15 protein-coding genes and 1 pseudogene are annotated in these 17,372 nt (G+C 40.6%); 7 read left to right on the top strand and 9 right to left on the bottom strand.

From position 1 onward, the window contains the following. Positions 1–188 precede the first annotated feature (188 nt). Complete coding sequence (locus AY606_RS09915) at positions 189–2,165, top strand: acyltransferase family protein (RefSeq protein WP_067867733.1); 1,977 nt, start codon at positions 189–191, stop codon at positions 2,163–2,165. Between the two features lie 53 nt (positions 2,166–2,218). Here the strand turns inward: AY606_RS09915 and AY606_RS09910 are convergent, their stop codons facing one another. After that, positions 2,219–3,454, bottom strand: coding sequence for a pyridoxal phosphate-dependent aminotransferase (locus AY606_RS09910; protein WP_067867730.1), 1,236 nt, complete (start codon positions 3,452–3,454; stop codon positions 2,219–2,221). Positions 3,455–3,605: 151 nt separating this feature from the next. Here AY606_RS09910 and msrB point away from each other — a divergent pair, with 151 nt between their 5' ends. Continuing rightward, entirely contained in the window at positions 3,606–4,025 is a 420-nt protein-coding gene (msrB, locus tag AY606_RS09905; protein ID WP_067867727.1) for a peptide-methionine (R)-S-oxide reductase MsrB, read from the top strand. Further along, complete coding sequence (locus tag AY606_RS09900; protein ID WP_067867724.1) at positions 4,022–4,504, top strand: glutathione peroxidase; 483 nt, start codon at positions 4,022–4,024, stop codon at positions 4,502–4,504. Before msrB ends, AY606_RS09900 begins: the two co-directional genes overlap by 4 nt. 528 nt (positions 4,505–5,032) lie before the next feature. On the opposite strand, the gene dapC is transcribed toward AY606_RS09900, so the two are convergent. The 5 genes from dapC to AY606_RS09875 form a co-directional block, all read right to left on the bottom strand. Beyond that, the gene (dapC, locus tag AY606_RS09895) at positions 5,033–6,202 is read right to left on the bottom strand and encodes a succinyldiaminopimelate transaminase (RefSeq protein WP_067867721.1); all 1,170 of its coding nucleotides are present in this window, start codon (positions 6,200–6,202) and stop codon (positions 5,033–5,035) included. 24 nt (positions 6,203–6,226) lie between these two features. After that, positions 6,227–8,893, bottom strand: coding sequence for a [protein-PII] uridylyltransferase (glnD, locus tag AY606_RS09890; protein WP_067867718.1), 2,667 nt, complete (start codon positions 8,891–8,893; stop codon positions 6,227–6,229). A gap of 30 nt (positions 8,894–8,923) precedes the next feature. Further along, the gene (purT, locus tag AY606_RS09885; RefSeq protein WP_171255389.1) at positions 8,924–10,138 is read right to left on the bottom strand and encodes a formate-dependent phosphoribosylglycinamide formyltransferase; all 1,215 of its coding nucleotides are present in this window, start codon (positions 10,136–10,138) and stop codon (positions 8,924–8,926) included. Between the two features lie 174 nt (positions 10,139–10,312). Next, complete coding sequence (gene ygaH, locus AY606_RS09880) at positions 10,313–10,660, bottom strand: L-valine transporter subunit YgaH (RefSeq protein ID WP_067867713.1); 348 nt, start codon at positions 10,658–10,660, stop codon at positions 10,313–10,315. Beyond that, entirely contained in the window at positions 10,650–11,405 is a 756-nt protein-coding gene (locus tag AY606_RS09875; protein WP_067867711.1) for an AzlC family ABC transporter permease, read from the bottom strand. Before AY606_RS09875 ends, ygaH begins: the two co-directional genes overlap by 11 nt. 101 nt (positions 11,406–11,506) lie before the next feature. Between AY606_RS09875 and AY606_RS09870 the strand changes: the two genes are divergently transcribed. Then, positions 11,507–11,989 carry a hypothetical protein gene (locus AY606_RS09870; protein ID WP_067867708.1) on the top strand — a complete coding sequence of 161 codons (483 nt, stop codon included), beginning with the start codon at positions 11,507–11,509 and terminating at the stop codon, positions 11,987–11,989. A gap of 256 nt (positions 11,990–12,245) precedes the next feature. Then, positions 12,246–12,389, top strand: a complete 144-nt coding sequence (locus AY606_RS16310) for a hypothetical protein (RefSeq protein WP_171255386.1) — start codon at positions 12,246–12,248, stop codon at positions 12,387–12,389. A gap of 120 nt (positions 12,390–12,509) precedes the next feature. Here the strand turns inward: AY606_RS16310 and AY606_RS09865 are convergent, their stop codons facing one another. Beyond that, entirely contained in the window at positions 12,510–13,241 is a 732-nt protein-coding gene (locus AY606_RS09865) for a Crp/Fnr family transcriptional regulator (RefSeq protein WP_155858169.1), read from the bottom strand. A 67-nt stretch (positions 13,242–13,308) separates the two neighbouring features. On the opposite strand from AY606_RS09865, the gene AY606_RS09860 reads away from it, so the two are divergent. Next, entirely contained in the window at positions 13,309–13,842 is a 534-nt protein-coding gene (locus AY606_RS09860) for an Mpo1 family 2-hydroxy fatty acid dioxygenase (protein ID WP_067867702.1), read from the top strand. Positions 13,843–13,917: 75 nt separating this feature from the next. Here AY606_RS09860 and AY606_RS09855 read toward each other — a convergent pair whose 3' ends face one another. Next, positions 13,918–14,244: a hypothetical protein gene (locus AY606_RS09855; protein ID WP_067867699.1), complete on the bottom strand. Its 327-nt coding sequence runs from the start codon at positions 14,242–14,244 to the stop codon at positions 13,918–13,920. Between the two features lie 505 nt (positions 14,245–14,749). After that, a complete protein-coding gene (ychF, locus tag AY606_RS09850) occupies positions 14,750–15,841 on the bottom strand; it encodes a redox-regulated ATPase YchF (protein WP_067867696.1) in 1,092 nt (363 codons plus the stop codon). 697 nt (positions 15,842–16,538) lie between these two features. Here ychF and AY606_RS09845 point away from each other — a divergent pair. Then, positions 16,539–17,303 (top strand): annotated as a pseudogene (locus tag AY606_RS09845) (glutathione S-transferase family protein). Positions 17,304–17,372: the final 69 nt, after the last annotated feature.

Raw genomic sequence — 17,372 nt, 5'->3', positions numbered from 1 at the left:
AACATGAGTACCAAACAATGAATAGGATCAGCCCTTACAAACGCTACCAAAGTATCGATGTTTGAACTATTAAGTAATATTTAAGACAGCTCTTATAGAATTGGATGACATATGGCCCTTTATTTTGAAAATTGAATTTTTTCAATAAAGGCATACAATGCCGCTACTTTATTATACTTTTTGGAATTATGAATTTCTCCTATCGCGCTGATATAGATGGCTTAAGAGCTATCGCCGTTTTATTGGTGATTTTTAACCATATCGGATTATCTTTCTTTTCTGGAGGATATATTGGTGTCGATGTCTTTTTTGTGATTTCAGGTTATTTGATTACCCTCATTTTAACTCATGAGATTCAGTCCAAACGGTTTTCTATCGCACGGTTTTACAAGAAGCGTGTGGTACGTTTAGCACCTGCTTATTTTACGGTGCTCAGTGTGGTGAGCATCATTGCCTGGCAGGTGATGCTGCCGGGTGATCTGACTCAATATTTTAATAGTGTCATGTACGCAACTTTGCTGATGGCGAATATCTATATGCGCAATGAAGTAGGAGATTACTTTAGCCAGAGTGCTGAAAGTATTCCTTTATTGCATTTATGGTCGCTTGGGGTGGAAGAGCAGTTCTATATTTTCTGGCCTTTGTTGTTATTGATCTTTGTTGGAAAGGTATCGCGTAAATATACTGGGGCTATAGTCACGACGTTAATCGTGGCCTTACTGTTTTATGCCCAACATAAATTGACTCAAAATGCAGAAAAGGCCTATTTCAGTATGCCGGTACGTGCCTTTGAGTTGCTCATTGGTGCATTGATTGGCTTTTTACCACAACTCAAGTTGCCAAAAAAAATAGCACAAGGTCTGGTTTGGGCCAGTTTAATCGTATTGTTTGCGGCAGCAGCGTATTTTAATGAAAAGACGCCATTTCCGGGAGCAATGGCACTTATCCCATGTTTAGCGACAGCCTTCATTATCTATCTGGGGCAATGTTCACCTTCAAGTAACGTGTTACTCAATAATCCTCTGAGTACCTGGATTGGAAGGATTTCTTATCCTTTGTATTTATGGCACTGGCCTATTATCGTATTGTTTGGCATTTATATGCGGCCATTAAATACAGAAAATCAGGTGGTGATTGTACTATTGTCTATCCTGTTGGCATTTTTGACCTATCAACTTATTGAAAAACCCAGCAAACGTTTTGTGATGATGGCCAATTACAAAGTGATCATCATCGGCTTTCTGGTGCCAGCCCTCAGTTTTATGGCTATTGCAAAGACCGTCAATATCAATAAAGGTTTTCCAGACCGCTTTCCTGAATCTATTTATATCAAGCAACAAGCCCTCAATTCATTTGCACATGTGATCCGAAATAAATGTATGGATATTGAAGATCCAAAAGCATTACCTCAGCAGGATGATTGTGTTCTGGGCAAAGCGAAAGCCAATATCGATTTTTTATTGATCGGTGATTCTCATGCCAATGCTTATACCGCGATGCTAGATGTATGGGCTAAAGATGCCAATTTACGCGGTTATGACGTTACTCAAAGTTCAACTTTCTATTTACCTGGCGTGCAGCGTTTTGATTCTAATTTTAATCGTTGGGAAGAGCTGAGCGAATTTAAATTAAGAAATGATGCCATTAGCGCTCATCTTGCAAAAACACATTACCCCACCATTATTTTAGCGGGTTCATATGTCCCGTATTTTGGTCATGAGGTGAAACTTGAAGATGGAACTCATCATTCCAATGAGCAGATATTCAAAGCTGGCTTTATGAAAGCGTTAAAAATGGCCTATCAGTCCAGTGATCAGGTCATATTGCTCAATGATGTGCCACGCTTAGATCAAGACGGGGTACCGGCCGATTGTAATCTTCGCAATGAAATTTTAAATACTCAGGCTCAATGTACGGTTTCTAAAAAGAATTATGAAACAAGCTTAGTGAAATTTAATCGAATAGTTGCAGAAGCAAAACTGAAATATCCTGACTTGAAAATTATTGATCCTGCGAAGGTAATGTGTAATCAGCAGACGTGTAAAATTATGATCAACAATGTGCCTTTATACCGAAATAAAGACACCAACCACATTAATAATCAGGGTTCGCGGCAACTAGGCATTGAATATTTAAAACAATATGGCAATCCGCTGAAAGATTAAAAACAGGCATAAAAAAACCGCGTTATTTAACGCGGTTTTTTTAATATTTGAAATTAACGCATTTTTGCCAGGAAGCGGCTTAAACGGGTAATCGCTTCACGAAGCTCATTTTCGGCCGGCAAGAACACCACACGGAAATGATCTGGAGTCGGCCAGTTGAAACCTGTTCCTTGAACCATTAACACTTTTTCCGCACGTAAAAAGTCGAGCATGAATTTTTCGTCATCCTGAATTGGGTAAACTTCTGGATCCAATTTAGGGAAACAGTACATCGCACCTTCAGGTTTGACACAAGATACCCCCGGAATTTCGTTCAGCATTTCCCAGGCGATATTGCGTTGCTCGTATAAACGTCCACCCGGACGAGTCAGGTCATTAATCGACTGATAACCGCCAAGTGCTGTTTGAATGGCATATTGTGCCTGATGGTTAGCACATAGGCGCATTGAGGCCAACATGTCTAAACCTTCAATATAGTCCATCGCACGGGATTTATCACCGGTAATGGCCATCCAGCCAGAACGGAAACCTGCAATACGATAGGCTTTAGACAAACCATTAAACGAGACACACAGTTGATCACCAGCAAGTGCAGCCACAGCAACATGCTCAATGCCGTCATAAATAACTTTGTCGTAAATTTCATCTGCAAATAAAATCAGGTCATGTTTTTTTGCAAGGGCAACAATTTGTTCCAGTACATGACGTGGGTAAACTGCACCTGTTGGATTATTCGGATTGATAATTACAATACCACGGGTATTTGGCGTAATTTTGCTTTCCATATCCGCAATGTCAGGATACCAGTAGTTTTCTTCATCACATTTATAATGAATTGCAGTACCGCCTGACAGGTTAACCGCAGCTGTCCATAGTGGATAATCCGGCATTGGAACCAGCATTTCATCGCCATCGTCCAGCAAGCCTTGCATTGCCATCACGATCAGTTCAGACACACCATTGCCGATATACACATCATTCACGTGCATATCCATAATGCCTTTTTGCTGATAATACTGACAAATTGCTTTACGTGCAGGGAAAATCCCTTTCGAGTCTGTATACCCTACGGCATTAGGTAAGTTTAAAGCGACATCATTAATAATTTCTTGTGGCGCTTCAAAGCCAAATGGGGCGGGATTACCGATATTAAGTTTAATAATTTTATGACCGGCTTCTTCCATTTCATTGGCCGCTCGTAACACAGGTCCGCGAATGTCGTAGCAAACATGCTCGAGCTTAGACGATTTCTTAATTTCGCGAGGCGTAGTGTTACCTAAAACGGACATATTTCCATCCAACTATATAAGGGTTTGAAAAAATAGATTACTGAAATATCACAATCTATATTGAAATTTAGCTAGATATTTTTTTGGCTCTAGCGTAAATATGAAGTACTGAAGCATGACACTGAATGTCAAAGATTTAAAGGAGTTAGTGATGGGAAAACTCAATAAAACAGACCGAGAATGGCAAAGAGAGTTATCACCAGATGAATTTCGCGTTACGCGACAAAAGGGGACCGAACCAGCATTTACAGGAAAATACTGGAATACCAAGCAAGCCGGAACCTATATTTGTCGCTGCTGCGGTGCCGAATTGTTCTCTTCAGACACTAAATATGACAGTGGATGTGGCTGGCCAAGTTTTTATAAACCGATTGCCAATGGTGCAATTGATGAAAATCAGGATACGACGCATGGTATGGTGAGAACCGAAATTGTTTGTCATCATTGTGACGCACATTTAGGGCATGTTTTTGAAGATGGTCCACAGCCAACCGGGTTACGCTATTGCGTAAATTCAGCTTCATTAGAATTAAAAACACAAGAAAAAAATGACGAGGAAACCTATCCATGACCAGCATTTATCAGTTTGAAGCTGAGTTGTTAGATGGAAAAAATCAATCATTTGCTGATTATGAAGGCAAGGTTTTATTGATTGTAAATACTGCCAGTAAATGCGGTTTTACCCCCCAGTTTGCAGGTCTTGAAAAGTTGTATGAGAAATACAAAGATCAAGGTTTGGAGGTTTTGGGATTTCCCTGTAACCAGTTTGGCGGACAAGATCCTGGCTCTAATGATCAAATCGGGGCTTACTGCCAAAAAAATTATGGCGTTACCTTTCCTATGTTTTCCAAGGTTGATGTTAAGGGTCCGGAAGCTCATATTTTATTCCGTTATTTGACCAATAACAGCAAAGGAATTCTCGGTAATGGGATCAAATGGAATTTCACCAAGTTCTTGATAGGTAAAGATGGCAAAGTGTTAAATCGTTTCGCGCCGACCACCAAACCTGAAGATCTGGAAAATGAAGTAGAAGCGGCACTCACCAAGTAATTTTTTCTGATCTGAAAAAATATTAAGGGCGATCCATGGATCGCCCTTAATTCATTTATATTTTGTATTTAAATGTCAAAAAAGCAATTTTTTCCAAGTTTAACTGCATGGGTATTGGTTTGTGCATCAAGCACAGTATTTGCAAATGATCAAAAAAGTATGTGCCGCCAGCATTGGATTATAAAATTGATCCAAAACTGCTGAATAGCTAAATAATAGTTATCAGGGTCAACTGGTTAATTGCGCCCAAGTTTAATTTTACCGCAACTGAGTTAAAGGCTGTTCAATCTCCGGTAAAAGTGAAAATGACCGTGATTGCAAGTAGCGGGATGATTGCCAAAGTTGAGATAATGAAAAGTACAGGCTTAAAATTATGAGATGCTAAAGTTGTTGATGCTGTAATGCAGGCAAAACTTGAATCTATTGCCATGGTTGATCCAAATATTATTTATAGCTTGATTCATAAGCTATAAATAAATAATCCACTGTAGAAACAGTGGATTATTTTCAATTTGGTTATTGCTTAAATTAGAGAATATCTTTTAGTCGTTGAATAGCTTGTTCACATTGGGCAATATCTGCAACCAAAGCTAAACGTACGTGATTTTCACCCGGATTGCCTTGTTCGGTATCACGAGACAAGTAGCGTCCAGGAAGCACTTTAATATGTGCTTTTTCCATCAGCATTTTGGCAAAAGCTTCATCATTGTCGACTTTTAACCAGTAATAAAAACCTGCATCCGGTTTTTTAAGCGGCAATAAGTGGCCTAACTCTTTCTGAAACAGTTCAAACTTGGCACGATACAGCTTACGGTTTTCTTCCACATGCGCTTCATCATCCCAAGCAGCAATTGAGGCCAGTTGATGCTGAACCGGCATTGCTGCGCCGTGATAGGTACGGTATTGCAAATACAGTTTAAGCAGGTTTGCATCACCCGCTACAAAACCTGAACGCATGCCCGGTAAGTTTGAACGTTTAGAAAGTGAATGGAATACCACACAGTTCTTGTAGTCGTCACGTCCAATTTCAGCGCAAACTTCAAGCAAACCTACCGGAGCTGCGTCAAACCAGAGTTCTGAATAACATTCATCCGATGCAATCACAAAGTCATATTGGTCTGAAAGTTCAATCAATTTCTTGAATTGTTCTTTGGACAATACAGCACCTGTTGGATTGCCCGGTGTGCAGACAAAGAGCAATGCTGTTTTTTCCCAGACTTCCGCTGGCACCGCATCAAAATCGCCGAGGTAATTATTTTCTTCGGTGCAGTTAATGAAATACGGGTTTGCCCCGGCGAGTAAAGTCGCACCTTCATAAATTTGATAAAAAGGATTGGGCATTACTACATAAGGTGCATCTTCACGGTTCACCAAAGCTTGAACAAAAGAGAAGATCGCTTCACGTGTTCCTGAAACAGGAAGAACATTGCTTTCCGCACTAATACTGTTGAGCTTAAAACGACGAGTCAGCCAGTTAGCAATACTTTGGCGTAGCTCTGGCAGGCCTTTACTGTTGGGGTAAGTCGATAAATGCTTAAAGTTGTCGATAATTGCCTGTTTTACAAACTCTGGTGCAGGATGCTTCGGTTCACCAATCGATAATGGGATGAGTGGTAAATCTGCAGTTTTTATATCCTGAAAAAGTTTATTTAATTTTTCAAAAGGATAGGGGTGCAATAATGACAAACTTGAGTTCATGAAATCGATACCGCTTAATTTAAGTTAATGTTGGCCAGAGACTTGATTCGAAGCTTCATCCAGTGCTGATTTTAGTTGGGCAGCAAAAATTTTAGCTTCTGAATCGGACATCGGAATGCCATCTTTTTTAGTGACAAAGAAAATATCTTCTGCGCGTTCACCCAGCGTTGCAATTCTAGCAGAGTGAATATCCAAACCTTGCATCATAAATAAACCGCCTACTTTGGCCAGTAAACCCGGATGGTCAAGTGTGGCAATTTCCACCATATTTTGCTGTAACGCAGCATTTAAGGTGATATCGACAGTATTTTCAATATCAAAATGGCGTAATTGACGTGGAATACGACGTTGCATTAAATCCGGATATTTGTCTGATTGACTGAGCGCTTTGACTAAAGCTTCAATCACTGTTTCTTCGCGTTCCGGGTCAGTCAGCAAAGTACCGAAACGGTCAAGCACTACATAGGTATCCAGACTAAATGCAGTAGAGGCGGTAATAATTCGCGCATCTTGCACGTCCAGATTCATCCGGTCAAATACAGCAACGGTAGTGGCAAATAAATTGGGCTGATCTTGCGTGTAAATAAAGATCTGCACCGCATCTTGGGCAAATTGACGATGGGCACGCATTAACACCAAAGGTTCAGTGTTGTTGCCATGTTGCAAGATGGCACGGGTATGCCAGGCAATTTCATCAGCCGATTCTTTAATGAAATATTCATCGCCCAGTTCCTGCCAAACCGTTTCTACATCATAGAGAGAAAAATCATTGACCAGCAGTTCACTTGCTGCAAACTTGGTGTCTTCAATCAGCATTTGATAATCGACAGGACGCCCAAGACCGCTTCGAATCACATCACGGGCGTGGGTATAAAGCTGACGCATTAGCGATGAACGCCATGTATTCCAAAGTTTAGGATTGGTCGCGTTAATATCTGCCACGGTCAATGTATACAGATAATCCAGATGCTCCATATCACCAAGTTTTTCAGCGAAAGCTTGAACCACGTCTGGATCGGAAATATCTTTCTTCTGCGCCGTCATGGACATCAGTAAATGACTTTGAATCAGCCATGCAACCAGATTACATTCACGCTCGGTAAAGCCATGTTTGCGACAGAACTTGATGGCATCTTCGGCTCCCAGTTCACTGTGATCACCGCCACGACCTTTGGCAATATCATGGAATAAAGCGGCTAAATAGACAATATCGCGACGTGCCAGACGCTGGAACACTGAACTCACCACAGGGAAATCTTTGGCAAATGCCGGTTCTTTAAAGCGGTTTAAATTACGCAGCAATAAAAGTGTGTGTGCATCTACAGTATAAATGTGGAACAGGTCATATTGCATCAGGCCCATAATCTGACCAAATGCAGGAATATAATTGCCTAAAACACTGTATCGCTTCATCGCAACCAAAGTGTCATAAAGACGATGCGGTGAACGGATAATGGCCATAAATAAGGCTTGATGTTGAGGATTATCCCGATAGTTTTGATCAATGCGTTTTGCAGCAAGGATAAGCAGACGCAAGGTACGTGCGCGAATGCCTTCAATTTCAGGGCGATTGGCCAATAAATAGAAAATTTCCAGAATTGCGCTGGGGCGTTCCGAGAAAATTTTGTGATGCTGTACCGCAAGTTTGCCATCTACCAGTTTGAAGTTTTCATTAATTTCTTCAATTTTGCGTTCATAGTTGGGCAAACGTGGCGTAATTACCGATTCATTAAAATAAGCCAGCAGCATTTCATTGAGTGTGGAAACTTGCTGCGCGCTACGATAATAACGCTTCATGAATTGTTCGATTGGATAGTTGGGTGGTTGATGTTCTTCACGGGTGTAGCCGAACAGGGCTGCAATATCGCGTTGGTAATCGAACAACAGACGGTTTTCATCACGCTTGGTTAAGCGGTGTAAATGATGGCGGATTTCCCACAAAAAACTTTCTGATTCTTCTAATACACCGAGTTCAAAATCGGAAATAAAACCCAAATGTACTAAGTCATAAATGCGATTAACGCGGAAATGGCGTTTTGCAATCCAGCCAATTTGGTTAATATCGCGAATACCCCCCGGGGCATTTTTAATATCTGGTTCTAAATTACTTTCAGTATTGTTGTGTTGAGCATGGCGTCTTGCCTGCTCATCCATTTTGGCATCAAAAAAGGTTTTATCTGTCCAGGTTTGTGACACGATGCGACGCGGCCATTTGGCCAAATGCTGATTGCCAATAATCAAGCGTGACTCAATTAGCGCAGTGGCTACGGTTAAATCATTGGTGGCTTGTTCAACACAGTGGGAAATGGTGCGTACGCTGATACCGGGTTTGAAATTCCCGACATCCCAAAGGGAGGAGATAAAGGTTGAAATCAATTTTTCCTGATCGGGGCTGATTTCATCTTCCGATAAAATCATGATGTCGACATCGGAATAGGGCAACATTTCCCGGCGACCATAACCGCCAACGGCAAATAAACCCAGATCGGTCTGATCCAGTTCGGCATGTTTCCAGAGAAATTCTAAGGCTTCATCAATCAGGTTTGATCGGGTCAGAATTACTTCACGAATTGACTGCCCATTTTCAAAACCTTCCTGTAGCTGCTTTTCCACATCGGTGCGCCATTGATTAAGCGCTTGAATGTCGTGGTTACTTTTAACGTAATTTAATAGCGGAGAGGTATTGATCATGAACAGGAATCCGTAAATAAGGTGATACGTTTAGTTTTGCTCAACAATGACTTGAGTCGCTGTATGCAATGCAAGTTCACGTGCTTGATCGGTTGTTTCGGCACGTGCCGTTGCCACACCCATGCGACGACGTTTGAAACCTTCGGGTTTACCAAAAAGGCGTAAATCGGTGTGCGGATTAGACAAAGCAAGATTTAAGCCAGAAAAAGACAGATTGCTATCATCAACGCCTGCATAAATAACTGCACTTGCTGCAACGCTATGGCGTGTTGTATTCACAGGCAGGCCTAAAATGGCACGCGCATGCAGTTCAAATTCGCTCTGGAATTGCGATGCAAGTGTCACAAGCCCCGTGTCATGCGGGCGTGGTGATACTTCACTAAACCATACTTTATCGCCTTTGACAAACAGTTCGACTCCGAAAATACCGCAACCGCCCAAGGCTGTTGTGACTTTATGCGCAATCCGTTTTGATTCTTGCAATGCGGCAGGCGTCATGGCTTGAGGCTGCCAGCTTTCGACATAATCACCAGCATCTTGACGGTGTCCGATCGGGTCGCAGTATTGGGTTTCGATTTCACCCGTTTCTGCATTTTTAGCCCGAACTGTTAGTAAGGTAATTTCAAAGTCGAAATCAATTTGTGATTCCACAATCACTTTACCTTGATTTACACGACCGCCAGTTTGGGCATATTCCCAAGCAGCATCGACTTCATCAAAATTTTTGACTCGCGATTGTCCTTTACCTGAAGAAGACATCACCGGTTTGACAAAGTTCGGATAGCCAATATCGTCACAAGCCGCGCGGAAAGATTCTAAGGAGTCGGCAAAACGATAAGCCGAAGTCGGCAAGCCAAGCTCTTCAGCAGCCAAACGGCGGATACCTTCGCGGTTCATGGTCAGGTTAACTGCTTTGGCTGAAGGAATAACAGTGGCAATATTTTGTTGTTCGATATCGACTAAAACTTCAGTCGCAATGGCTTCAATTTCAGGAATAATTAAATTAGGTTGAACCTGTTCGATAAGTTGTTTGAGTTGTTCAGCATCTGCCATATTTAAAGTATAAGCATAATGTGCAACTTGCATGGCCGGTGCGTGGTCATAACGGTCTGCTGCATGGACTTCCACACCAAGACGTTGTAGCGAAATCACCACTTCTTTACCCAACTCTCCTGAACCTAATAGCAATACTTTAAAGGCAGAAGCTTGAAGGGGAGTACCAATAGTCACGCTCATGTAAATCATCCATGCTTGATTTTATGGGCTTTTAGCATAGCAGAACTGTGTGGTGTGTTAAGCCTGGATTGACATAAAATAATGATATTGTCTAACAATTTTATTTATAAAGTTGTTTAAAAACCCCCCTAAATTCTTCCTTAAAAAATAAGGAGCTTGATAGGGCGTTTAGATATCTAAGGCTTAGAAGGAAAAAGGCAGGTAGGTATAAATCAAGCCATAGGTCACGGCTGCGGTTAAAGTCGCAGGAACAATTTGCTTAAACTTAAAATACAGTCCGGCTAAGGTTAAAAAACCCACCAGCATGGCGAAGCTTTTATTTGGGGTTTCCATCAGTGCGGGGAGGGTGGCGACCACCAGCATGGAACTAATCGCAGCAATCCCGATACTGCCTAAAGCAATTTTGATCCAGACCGAGCCACGCTTTTGTGAGTTCTGCTGATGTTTTTGAATTACATAAAAAGGCCCAAAACGCGATGCAAAATTGGCAATGCCAACAATAATGCCCACCAGAATAATCTCAAGATTCATGCGCTTCTCCAAATTCATCATCGTGTTGTTTTAAAACATAGTGCTTGAATAAACCGGCTAAAATACCGGATAAAATTCCAATAAAAATCGCTGCCGATAAATTAATGAAATAGCAGGCGATAGCGGAAACAATTAAGCAGACCGCGACAATAAAAGTGTGTTTCTTTTCAAAGGCGGCAAGCAGGAAACTTAAGAACAGTGCAGGAAGCAGGAAATCCAGCGCGGCTTGCAAAAATTGCGGTAAGTGACTGACCTGGTCTGCAAACAATCCCCCTAAGAACGAACCTAAAGCCCATGATAACCAGCTGAACAGGCTTACCCCTAACATCCAAGACTCAGACCATTCCTGTCGACGTTGCGACAGCTTGATCATCCCTGAAGCAAACACTTCATCGGTTAAGCCCCACGCCCAAAAGGCTGTCTTTTTTAGGTTCAATTTATCTTGAATCAGGTTTTGCAGTGCAGGACCATAGAGCAGGTGGCGAATGTCTAAAGCAATTACGGTGAGCGCTGTCATCCAGATAGATGTCCCACTACCCAGTAAAGCCACCACTAAGAATTGACTGGCACCGGCATACATGGAGCAAGATAAAAACAGCGCTTCCCAAGGCGTAAAGCCAAATTGTGTCGCAGAAACACCGAAAGCAAAAGACACAGGAAGATAGGTAAAAATAATGGCTTGACTATCTTTAGCGCCTTGCCAAAAGCCGGCAGGTTGTACTGGAAGGATTTTGTGCTCAGACACGACACACCTAAGGAGAGTTAGACAAAGAGGGTAAAATGTTGATTGAGTATTCTATCCGAATTCACTAGCATAGTGCCGAAATGTTTGTATAGGCAGCTGATATGTTTGCGTCCAAATCACGTGCAATAGTGATGATTTCTGTGCTGTGCAGTATTTTTGCATTACAGGGTTGTGGTAACTCATCTGAAGAACCGAAACACAAAGTTGAAATTAAGGCTGCACCCAAGCTTAACAATGATGCGACCAGCTATGCCAATGAAGCCTGGAAATTCATTAATCAAGTTGATGGTCTGGTGTATGCAAAACAGCTGGATGTGCTTGAAGAACAGGTACGTAAACCTGCCCGCAAGTTAAGTACGGATTGGCGCATTAATGTCAAAATGACCGATTCAGTCACCGAAGGGAAATATGCATTATGTCGTAAAGCATTGACCAGTCTGGAAATATGGGCGCGTGAAACGATGGATCAATCGAGTTCGGTGGCCCAAAAGCAGACAGATTACGAACGAGATAAAGCACAGTGTAAGGATGCAATTGATAATCCTGCGCTGGGAAATACTGATCCGAAAAAGAAAGGCGTTTAAGAAAGATAAAGCGAGGCGAATGCCTCGCTTTTTTTACCCAAATTTTTAAAGTGTATTTTAGTTATAGTTAAAAAAATCAATAAGAGCTTAGAGCGATAACTTGATAAATATATAGAATTATCATAATGCGATAATAAGTGTATAATAAAACATGTTCACGTTGTTATTGCTTTGATAAAAATCTAAATAACATCCATATGGTAAATAAATAGGAAAGAAGAATATGTTGAATAAAGTGTTTTTATCAATAAGTTTAATGCTCGCAGTAAGTGCTTTTAGCAGTATAGTATCTGCGTCTGAACAAGTTGAGGCGATTCAATTTTCATCAAATAGTGAACAGGAAGTTGCGCCATGTACAAATGGTTTTGATGATGTAAATGTGTGCCAGTTACGTTCTTAATCGGTGAATATATAAATAATAAATCTAAAACTGATAGAAGCCTGATGAGACCTGCATAAGATAAATACTGCAACGGTATGACATCTGTATGATTCAGCTCTTCTTTATATAGTTTGTTATTCAAAAGCTTGAAGATACATGTGCGATTCGATGCAATTCAGCCAGATCTAAAATTTCGATTTTCCGAAAAGAAAGCCGCAAAATACTCTGCTTCTCTAAGGCTTGCAGTTCCTGGTTTACGGTTTGTCGGGAACAGGTCAGCATTTGTGCCAATTGTTCTTGAGATAAATGAATGGTGTTTGTTTCAATCACCAAATGATTGCCATAGCCATTCAATATAAACATTAAGCGCTGGGCTAAACGTTGGGTGAGGCTTTGCGTCTGAATTGCAATCAGCTCTAAAAAAGCAAAACGTAACTTTTGACTGGTCAATTGTGCAATGTGATACCAAAAAACAGGATGTTCATCGAGTAGCTTTTGAATGGCTGTACTTGGAATATGCAGGATCATACTTTTTTGAATCGCAATGGCATCATGCGAGCGAGGCTGCACATCTACCAGTGATATTTCACCAAACCACATAATCGGTTCCACTATCGCCGCTACGGATTCTTTACCTTGAATATCAATATAGCCTAAGCGAACCGCGCCTTCTAAAACGGCATAGATGCCATTGAATGAATCCCCTGAATGAAAGATGGCTTGTTCCTTAGCAAAATATTGTTGTACAGCATGCTCCGCAATAAATTCCTTGAACACTGAAGGTAATTGTGAAAACCAAGCATTCTGTTCTAAATGAGCAATATAAATCGGCTCGAGCACTTTAATTCCTTTTTTAATGTGAGTTGTCATTTGGCCGACAACTTGGTCTTGGGTTTTTTTATATAGTCAAAGGATGAGTGTAGCAAGGAAGAATAATATGACCAAATTAGAACAGCTATTAAGCCAGTATGCAGCCTATCATCTGGATCACAAAAATATTTTGACCCATTTTGTGGGTATTCCTTTAATTGTTTTTGCGATTCTGTGTTTAACCGCAAGAGCAGGGATGATGCTGGCAGGAATGGAAATCACCTTGGCATTAGTGCTGATAGCAGTCACCAGTATTTACTATTTTAGCCTCGACCGAATTTTTGCTTTAATAATGTTGATCATTCTGATTGCTGCCTATCCCTTGGCTTTGAAAATTGCCTACTTAGAACTCGCAGTTTGGTTAAGCTTAAGTATTGGCATCTTCTTGGTCGGTTGGGTATTTCAGTTTGTGGGACATTTTTATGAGAAGAAAAAGCCTGCTTTTACCGATGATATTATTGGTTTAGCGATTGGACCATTATTTGTTTTGGCAGAAATCGTGTTCATGCTCGGTTTTCGTAAGGAATTAGAGCAGGGTATGCTTGATCATGCGCGTATATTACGTGCAGAAATGGACGGCAAAACTGTGAATATCACTTAACCTGCATAACTTAAGCATAAAAAAGCCGGTTGATTTGAACCGGTTTTTTTATATACCGTTATGAGGGGTTGATATTTAAGGTTTGGGTGCTTGTTTTTCCGGGATTTTGTTGTCGTGCATATTTTCATTCATATTGGCTTGAGGTGCTGTAGTTGTTGGGGCGGAAGTTGCAGATTTTTTATCCATTTTCATCATATTCTGATCTGATTTCATCATTTGAGGCTCTGCTTTCTTCATATGATTTGTTTTATGTTTTGCCGTATGGGTCGTTGTTACACATTTACCGCCTTTATGATTTGGACCGGTACCTCCCATCATTGTTGTACCTTTAGGACAAGCAAATGCAGTCGCACTAAGCATAGTGAAGATAGCTGCTGTACAGATTGTGCTGAATTTTTTCATTTTCGTTATTCTAAAATAAAGGCATTAGTACCTATAGATAAATTAGGCAAATTTGATCAGGGAGTGAGTTGTAACATGGTTGCTGAACAGCAATATTCTAAGATGAAATTGTCGGCATATTGTTAGTTTTAAGCAAAAACTAAGCTTATGCTGAATCAAATTAAGTCAAAAAATAAACAATTACGCTTATCAAGAATAGCCTAAGAAATAGACCTTAAAACTACTCATATTGAAAACTACATCTAATGCAAAATTATAACGTAACAGATCGACTCTCAAAGTTGAATCAATCAAATTGGGAAAGTTCGGACGTTTTTATAAACCATCTTCCTAGATCCCCTGAACTTTAAATCTAGCTTCATATTTAGCTGGAAAAAGGAGAGATTGTTTCAATCTTCGGATTAAAGCTGCGTATTATAGGGTGCTTAAAGCTTTATTTTGAGTTAATTTTAACAATCTAAGACAATAAAAAAGCCAGCGTAGCGCTGGCTTTTTTGCGGTCGGATTAGACGTTAAAACGGAAGTGTAAAACATCACCATCTTGAACGATGTAAGTTTTACCTTCTAATCGCCATTTGCCTGCTTCTTTCGCGCCAGCTTCGCCGTTGTATTGAATGAAGTCATCATAAGCAATACATTCAGCGCGGATAAAACCTTTTTCAAAGTCAGTGTGAATTACACCTGCTGCTTGAGGTGCAGTTGCGCCAATTTTAACCGTCCAAGCGCGAACCTCTTGTACACCGGCGGTAAAGTAAGTTTGCAAGCCAAGCAGTGAATAACCTGCACGGATGACCGCGTTCAAACCCGGTTCTGCCATGCCCATTGCTTCTAGGAATTCAGCACGGTCTTCATCTTCAAGCAAAGAAATTTCTGCTTCAATCTGGTTGCACAGTGGAACCACAATCGCATTTTCTTCCGCAGCTAATTTTTTAACTGCATTTAAATGTGGATTGTTTTCAAAGCCATCTTCAGCCACGTTGGCAATGTACATGGTTGGTTTTAAAGTCATTAAACCAAAACCACGGACCAGTTTACGTTCATCATCATCTAGATCAGCTGCGCGAGCCGGTTTACCTTCATCAAGCAATGGCTGGATTTTTTCCAAAATTGCTTTAACGGCAATCGCTTCTTTGTCGCCACTTTTTGCAGATTTTGTTAGACGGGTGATGGCTTTGGCAACAGCTTCAAGGTCAGCCAGCGCAAGTTCAGTGTTGATTGTTGCGATGTCATCAAGTGGATCAATTTTACCATTCACGTGAATCACGTTTTCATCTTCAAAACAACGAACCACATGGGCAATCGCATCGGTTTCACGGATGTTGGCCAGGAACTGGTTACCCAAACCTTCACCTTTAGATGCACCCGCAACTAAACCCGCAATATCAACAAATTCCATTGCAGTTGGAACAACACGTTGTGGTTTAACGATTTCCGCAAGTTTGTCCATACGTAGGTCAGGCACAGGAACAATACCGGTGTTTGGTTCAATGGTGCAGAAGGGGAAGTTTTCTGCAGCAATCGCAGCTTTAGTCAATGCATTGAAAAGTGTAGATTTACCCACGTTCGGCAAGCCGACAATACCGCAATTAAAACCCATGAAATGACTCACAAAGTATTATTTAAAAATTGTGGCTGATTTTACATGAAAGCCAGCACAAAGTCAGGTCATGGCTTTCATGTTTATTGAAAACAACTGAAAGGTATATCCTTTAAATTTTACGTTTATCAAGTTGATTGGCAAGGGTGTCTCCAGTCGCCTGAATCAACATGACGAAAACAATACTCCCAGACGATTGATCACCAGATCTCAATATGACCTTTTGAATGAAGGGTTCTTATCGCAAACCAGTGGGCAAACTGCAACTTGGTATGCTGCATTAATTGCATTCTGGTCATTTTCAACCACATGAACATTGTCAGAAATTAAATGAGACATAACGACAGCTTAAATAGATATCAAAATGCTGCAAGTAACTGGATTCAAAACTAAGCAATTGCTTTTGCAAAACTTATGAGAAATCATGTTTATGATAAAAAATAAATGATTAAACTGTTTAACAATCAGAATGATTTAATTTTATGGCGCTTTTTATTTAAACAATCGTTTATTGGCTTATCAGCTTTAAAGATAATCAAGACAAAAAGTGTATAAAAATAAATGATCTAGCATTGAACATTCGGCAATTATTTTGAATAAAAAGTACATTGTATTTCTAAGACAGGGTGACTAAAGTATCCGAATGATTTGATGGTTTTGATTTAAGCAAAACTAAAAAAATAACTGCGGAGATTTTATGCGAACCTTATACCAGTTTCCTTTGTCTCATTTTTGTGAGAAAGCTCGCTGGTTGCTCGATCATAAAGAATTGGATTATGTTGCCCATAATATGATCCCCGGTGTGCATCGTGCATTTGCACAATTAAAAACAGGGCAAAATCGTTTACCCATTTTACGTGACCAAAACCGCTGGATTGCTGATTCGACTGAAATTGCATTGTATTTAGATGAAGTTTACCCAGAACATTCTTTGCTACGTGCTGATTTACAACAGCGTGAACTGGCTTTAGAAATTAATCAGCAAGCCACAGAATTGGGCATGCATGTGCGTCGCTGGGGCTTGGCGCATACTTTGACTGAAAGTGAAGAATCTCTCGATATTCTGATTGGTGAAAAAGGCTATTTACGCCAATTTGAAAAATATTCAAAACCGATTATCAAAGCATTGCTTTCCAAAGGTTATCAACTGAATGCTGATAAAGTGGCTGAGTCTAAACAACAAATAGATGCTCTAGTCGAGCTTTTGAATCAGCGCTTAATTGAAAATCATGGACGTTATTTTGTGGGTGAACGATTAGGCTTGGCTGATATTGCTGTCTGTTCAATGCTGGCTCCACTTTTGGAAATTCCCGGTACGCCGTGGGAAAAAGAACATGTTGAGGTACTGTCTGAATAATTTAAAAAATATAAAGAGACTTTAACTGAATTACCCTTAGGGCAATATGTACTGCGGATTTATCAAACCGAACGCAATGCCCGCGTGGATTGGCGTGGGATCTAAAGATAATTTATAAAAATACGCGCTCCATAATGCGTATTTTTTGCTCACTCAATGACTTGCCAAAAAATA

Source organism: Acinetobacter sp. SFB (assembly GCF_001647545.1).
Taxonomy (GTDB): Bacteria; Pseudomonadota; Gammaproteobacteria; order Pseudomonadales; family Moraxellaceae; genus Acinetobacter.
This window is presented reverse-complemented; position numbering and strand designations above follow the sequence as displayed.

What these genes read in the sequence shown, in the direction of transcription:
- AY606_RS09915 (WP_067867733.1), top strand. Translation starts at nt 189, where the DNA reads ATGAATTTCTCCTATCGCGCTGATATAGATGGCTTAAGAGCTATCGCC.
- AY606_RS09910 (WP_067867730.1), bottom strand. Translation starts at nt 3,454, where the DNA reads ATGTCCGTTTTAGGTAACACTACGCCTCGCGAAATTAAGAAATCGTCT.
- msrB (WP_067867727.1), top strand. Translation starts at nt 3,606, where the DNA reads ATGGGAAAACTCAATAAAACAGACCGAGAATGGCAAAGAGAGTTATCA.
- AY606_RS09900 (WP_067867724.1), top strand. Translation starts at nt 4,022, where the DNA reads ATGACCAGCATTTATCAGTTTGAAGCTGAGTTGTTAGATGGAAAAAAT.
- dapC (WP_067867721.1), bottom strand. Translation starts at nt 6,202, where the DNA reads ATGAACTCAAGTTTGTCATTATTGCACCCCTATCCTTTTGAAAAATTA.
- glnD (WP_067867718.1), bottom strand. Translation starts at nt 8,893, where the DNA reads ATGATCAATACCTCTCCGCTATTAAATTACGTTAAAAGTAACCACGAC.
- purT (WP_171255389.1), bottom strand. Translation starts at nt 10,138, where the DNA reads ATGATTTACATGAGCGTGACTATTGGTACTCCCCTTCAAGCTTCTGCC.
- ygaH (WP_067867713.1), bottom strand. Translation starts at nt 10,660, where the DNA reads ATGAATCTTGAGATTATTCTGGTGGGCATTATTGTTGGCATTGCCAAT.
- AY606_RS09870 (WP_067867708.1), top strand. Translation starts at nt 11,507, where the DNA reads ATGTTTGCGTCCAAATCACGTGCAATAGTGATGATTTCTGTGCTGTGC.
- AY606_RS16310 (WP_171255386.1), top strand. Translation starts at nt 12,246, where the DNA reads ATGCTCGCAGTAAGTGCTTTTAGCAGTATAGTATCTGCGTCTGAACAA.
- AY606_RS09865 (WP_155858169.1), bottom strand. Translation starts at nt 13,241, where the DNA reads ATGACAACTCACATTAAAAAAGGAATTAAAGTGCTCGAGCCGATTTAT.
- AY606_RS09860 (WP_067867702.1), top strand. Translation starts at nt 13,309, where the DNA reads ATGACCAAATTAGAACAGCTATTAAGCCAGTATGCAGCCTATCATCTG.
- AY606_RS09855 (WP_067867699.1), bottom strand. Translation starts at nt 14,244, where the DNA reads ATGAAAAAATTCAGCACAATCTGTACAGCAGCTATCTTCACTATGCTT.
- ychF (WP_067867696.1), bottom strand. Translation starts at nt 15,841, where the DNA reads ATGGGTTTTAATTGCGGTATTGTCGGCTTGCCGAACGTGGGTAAATCT.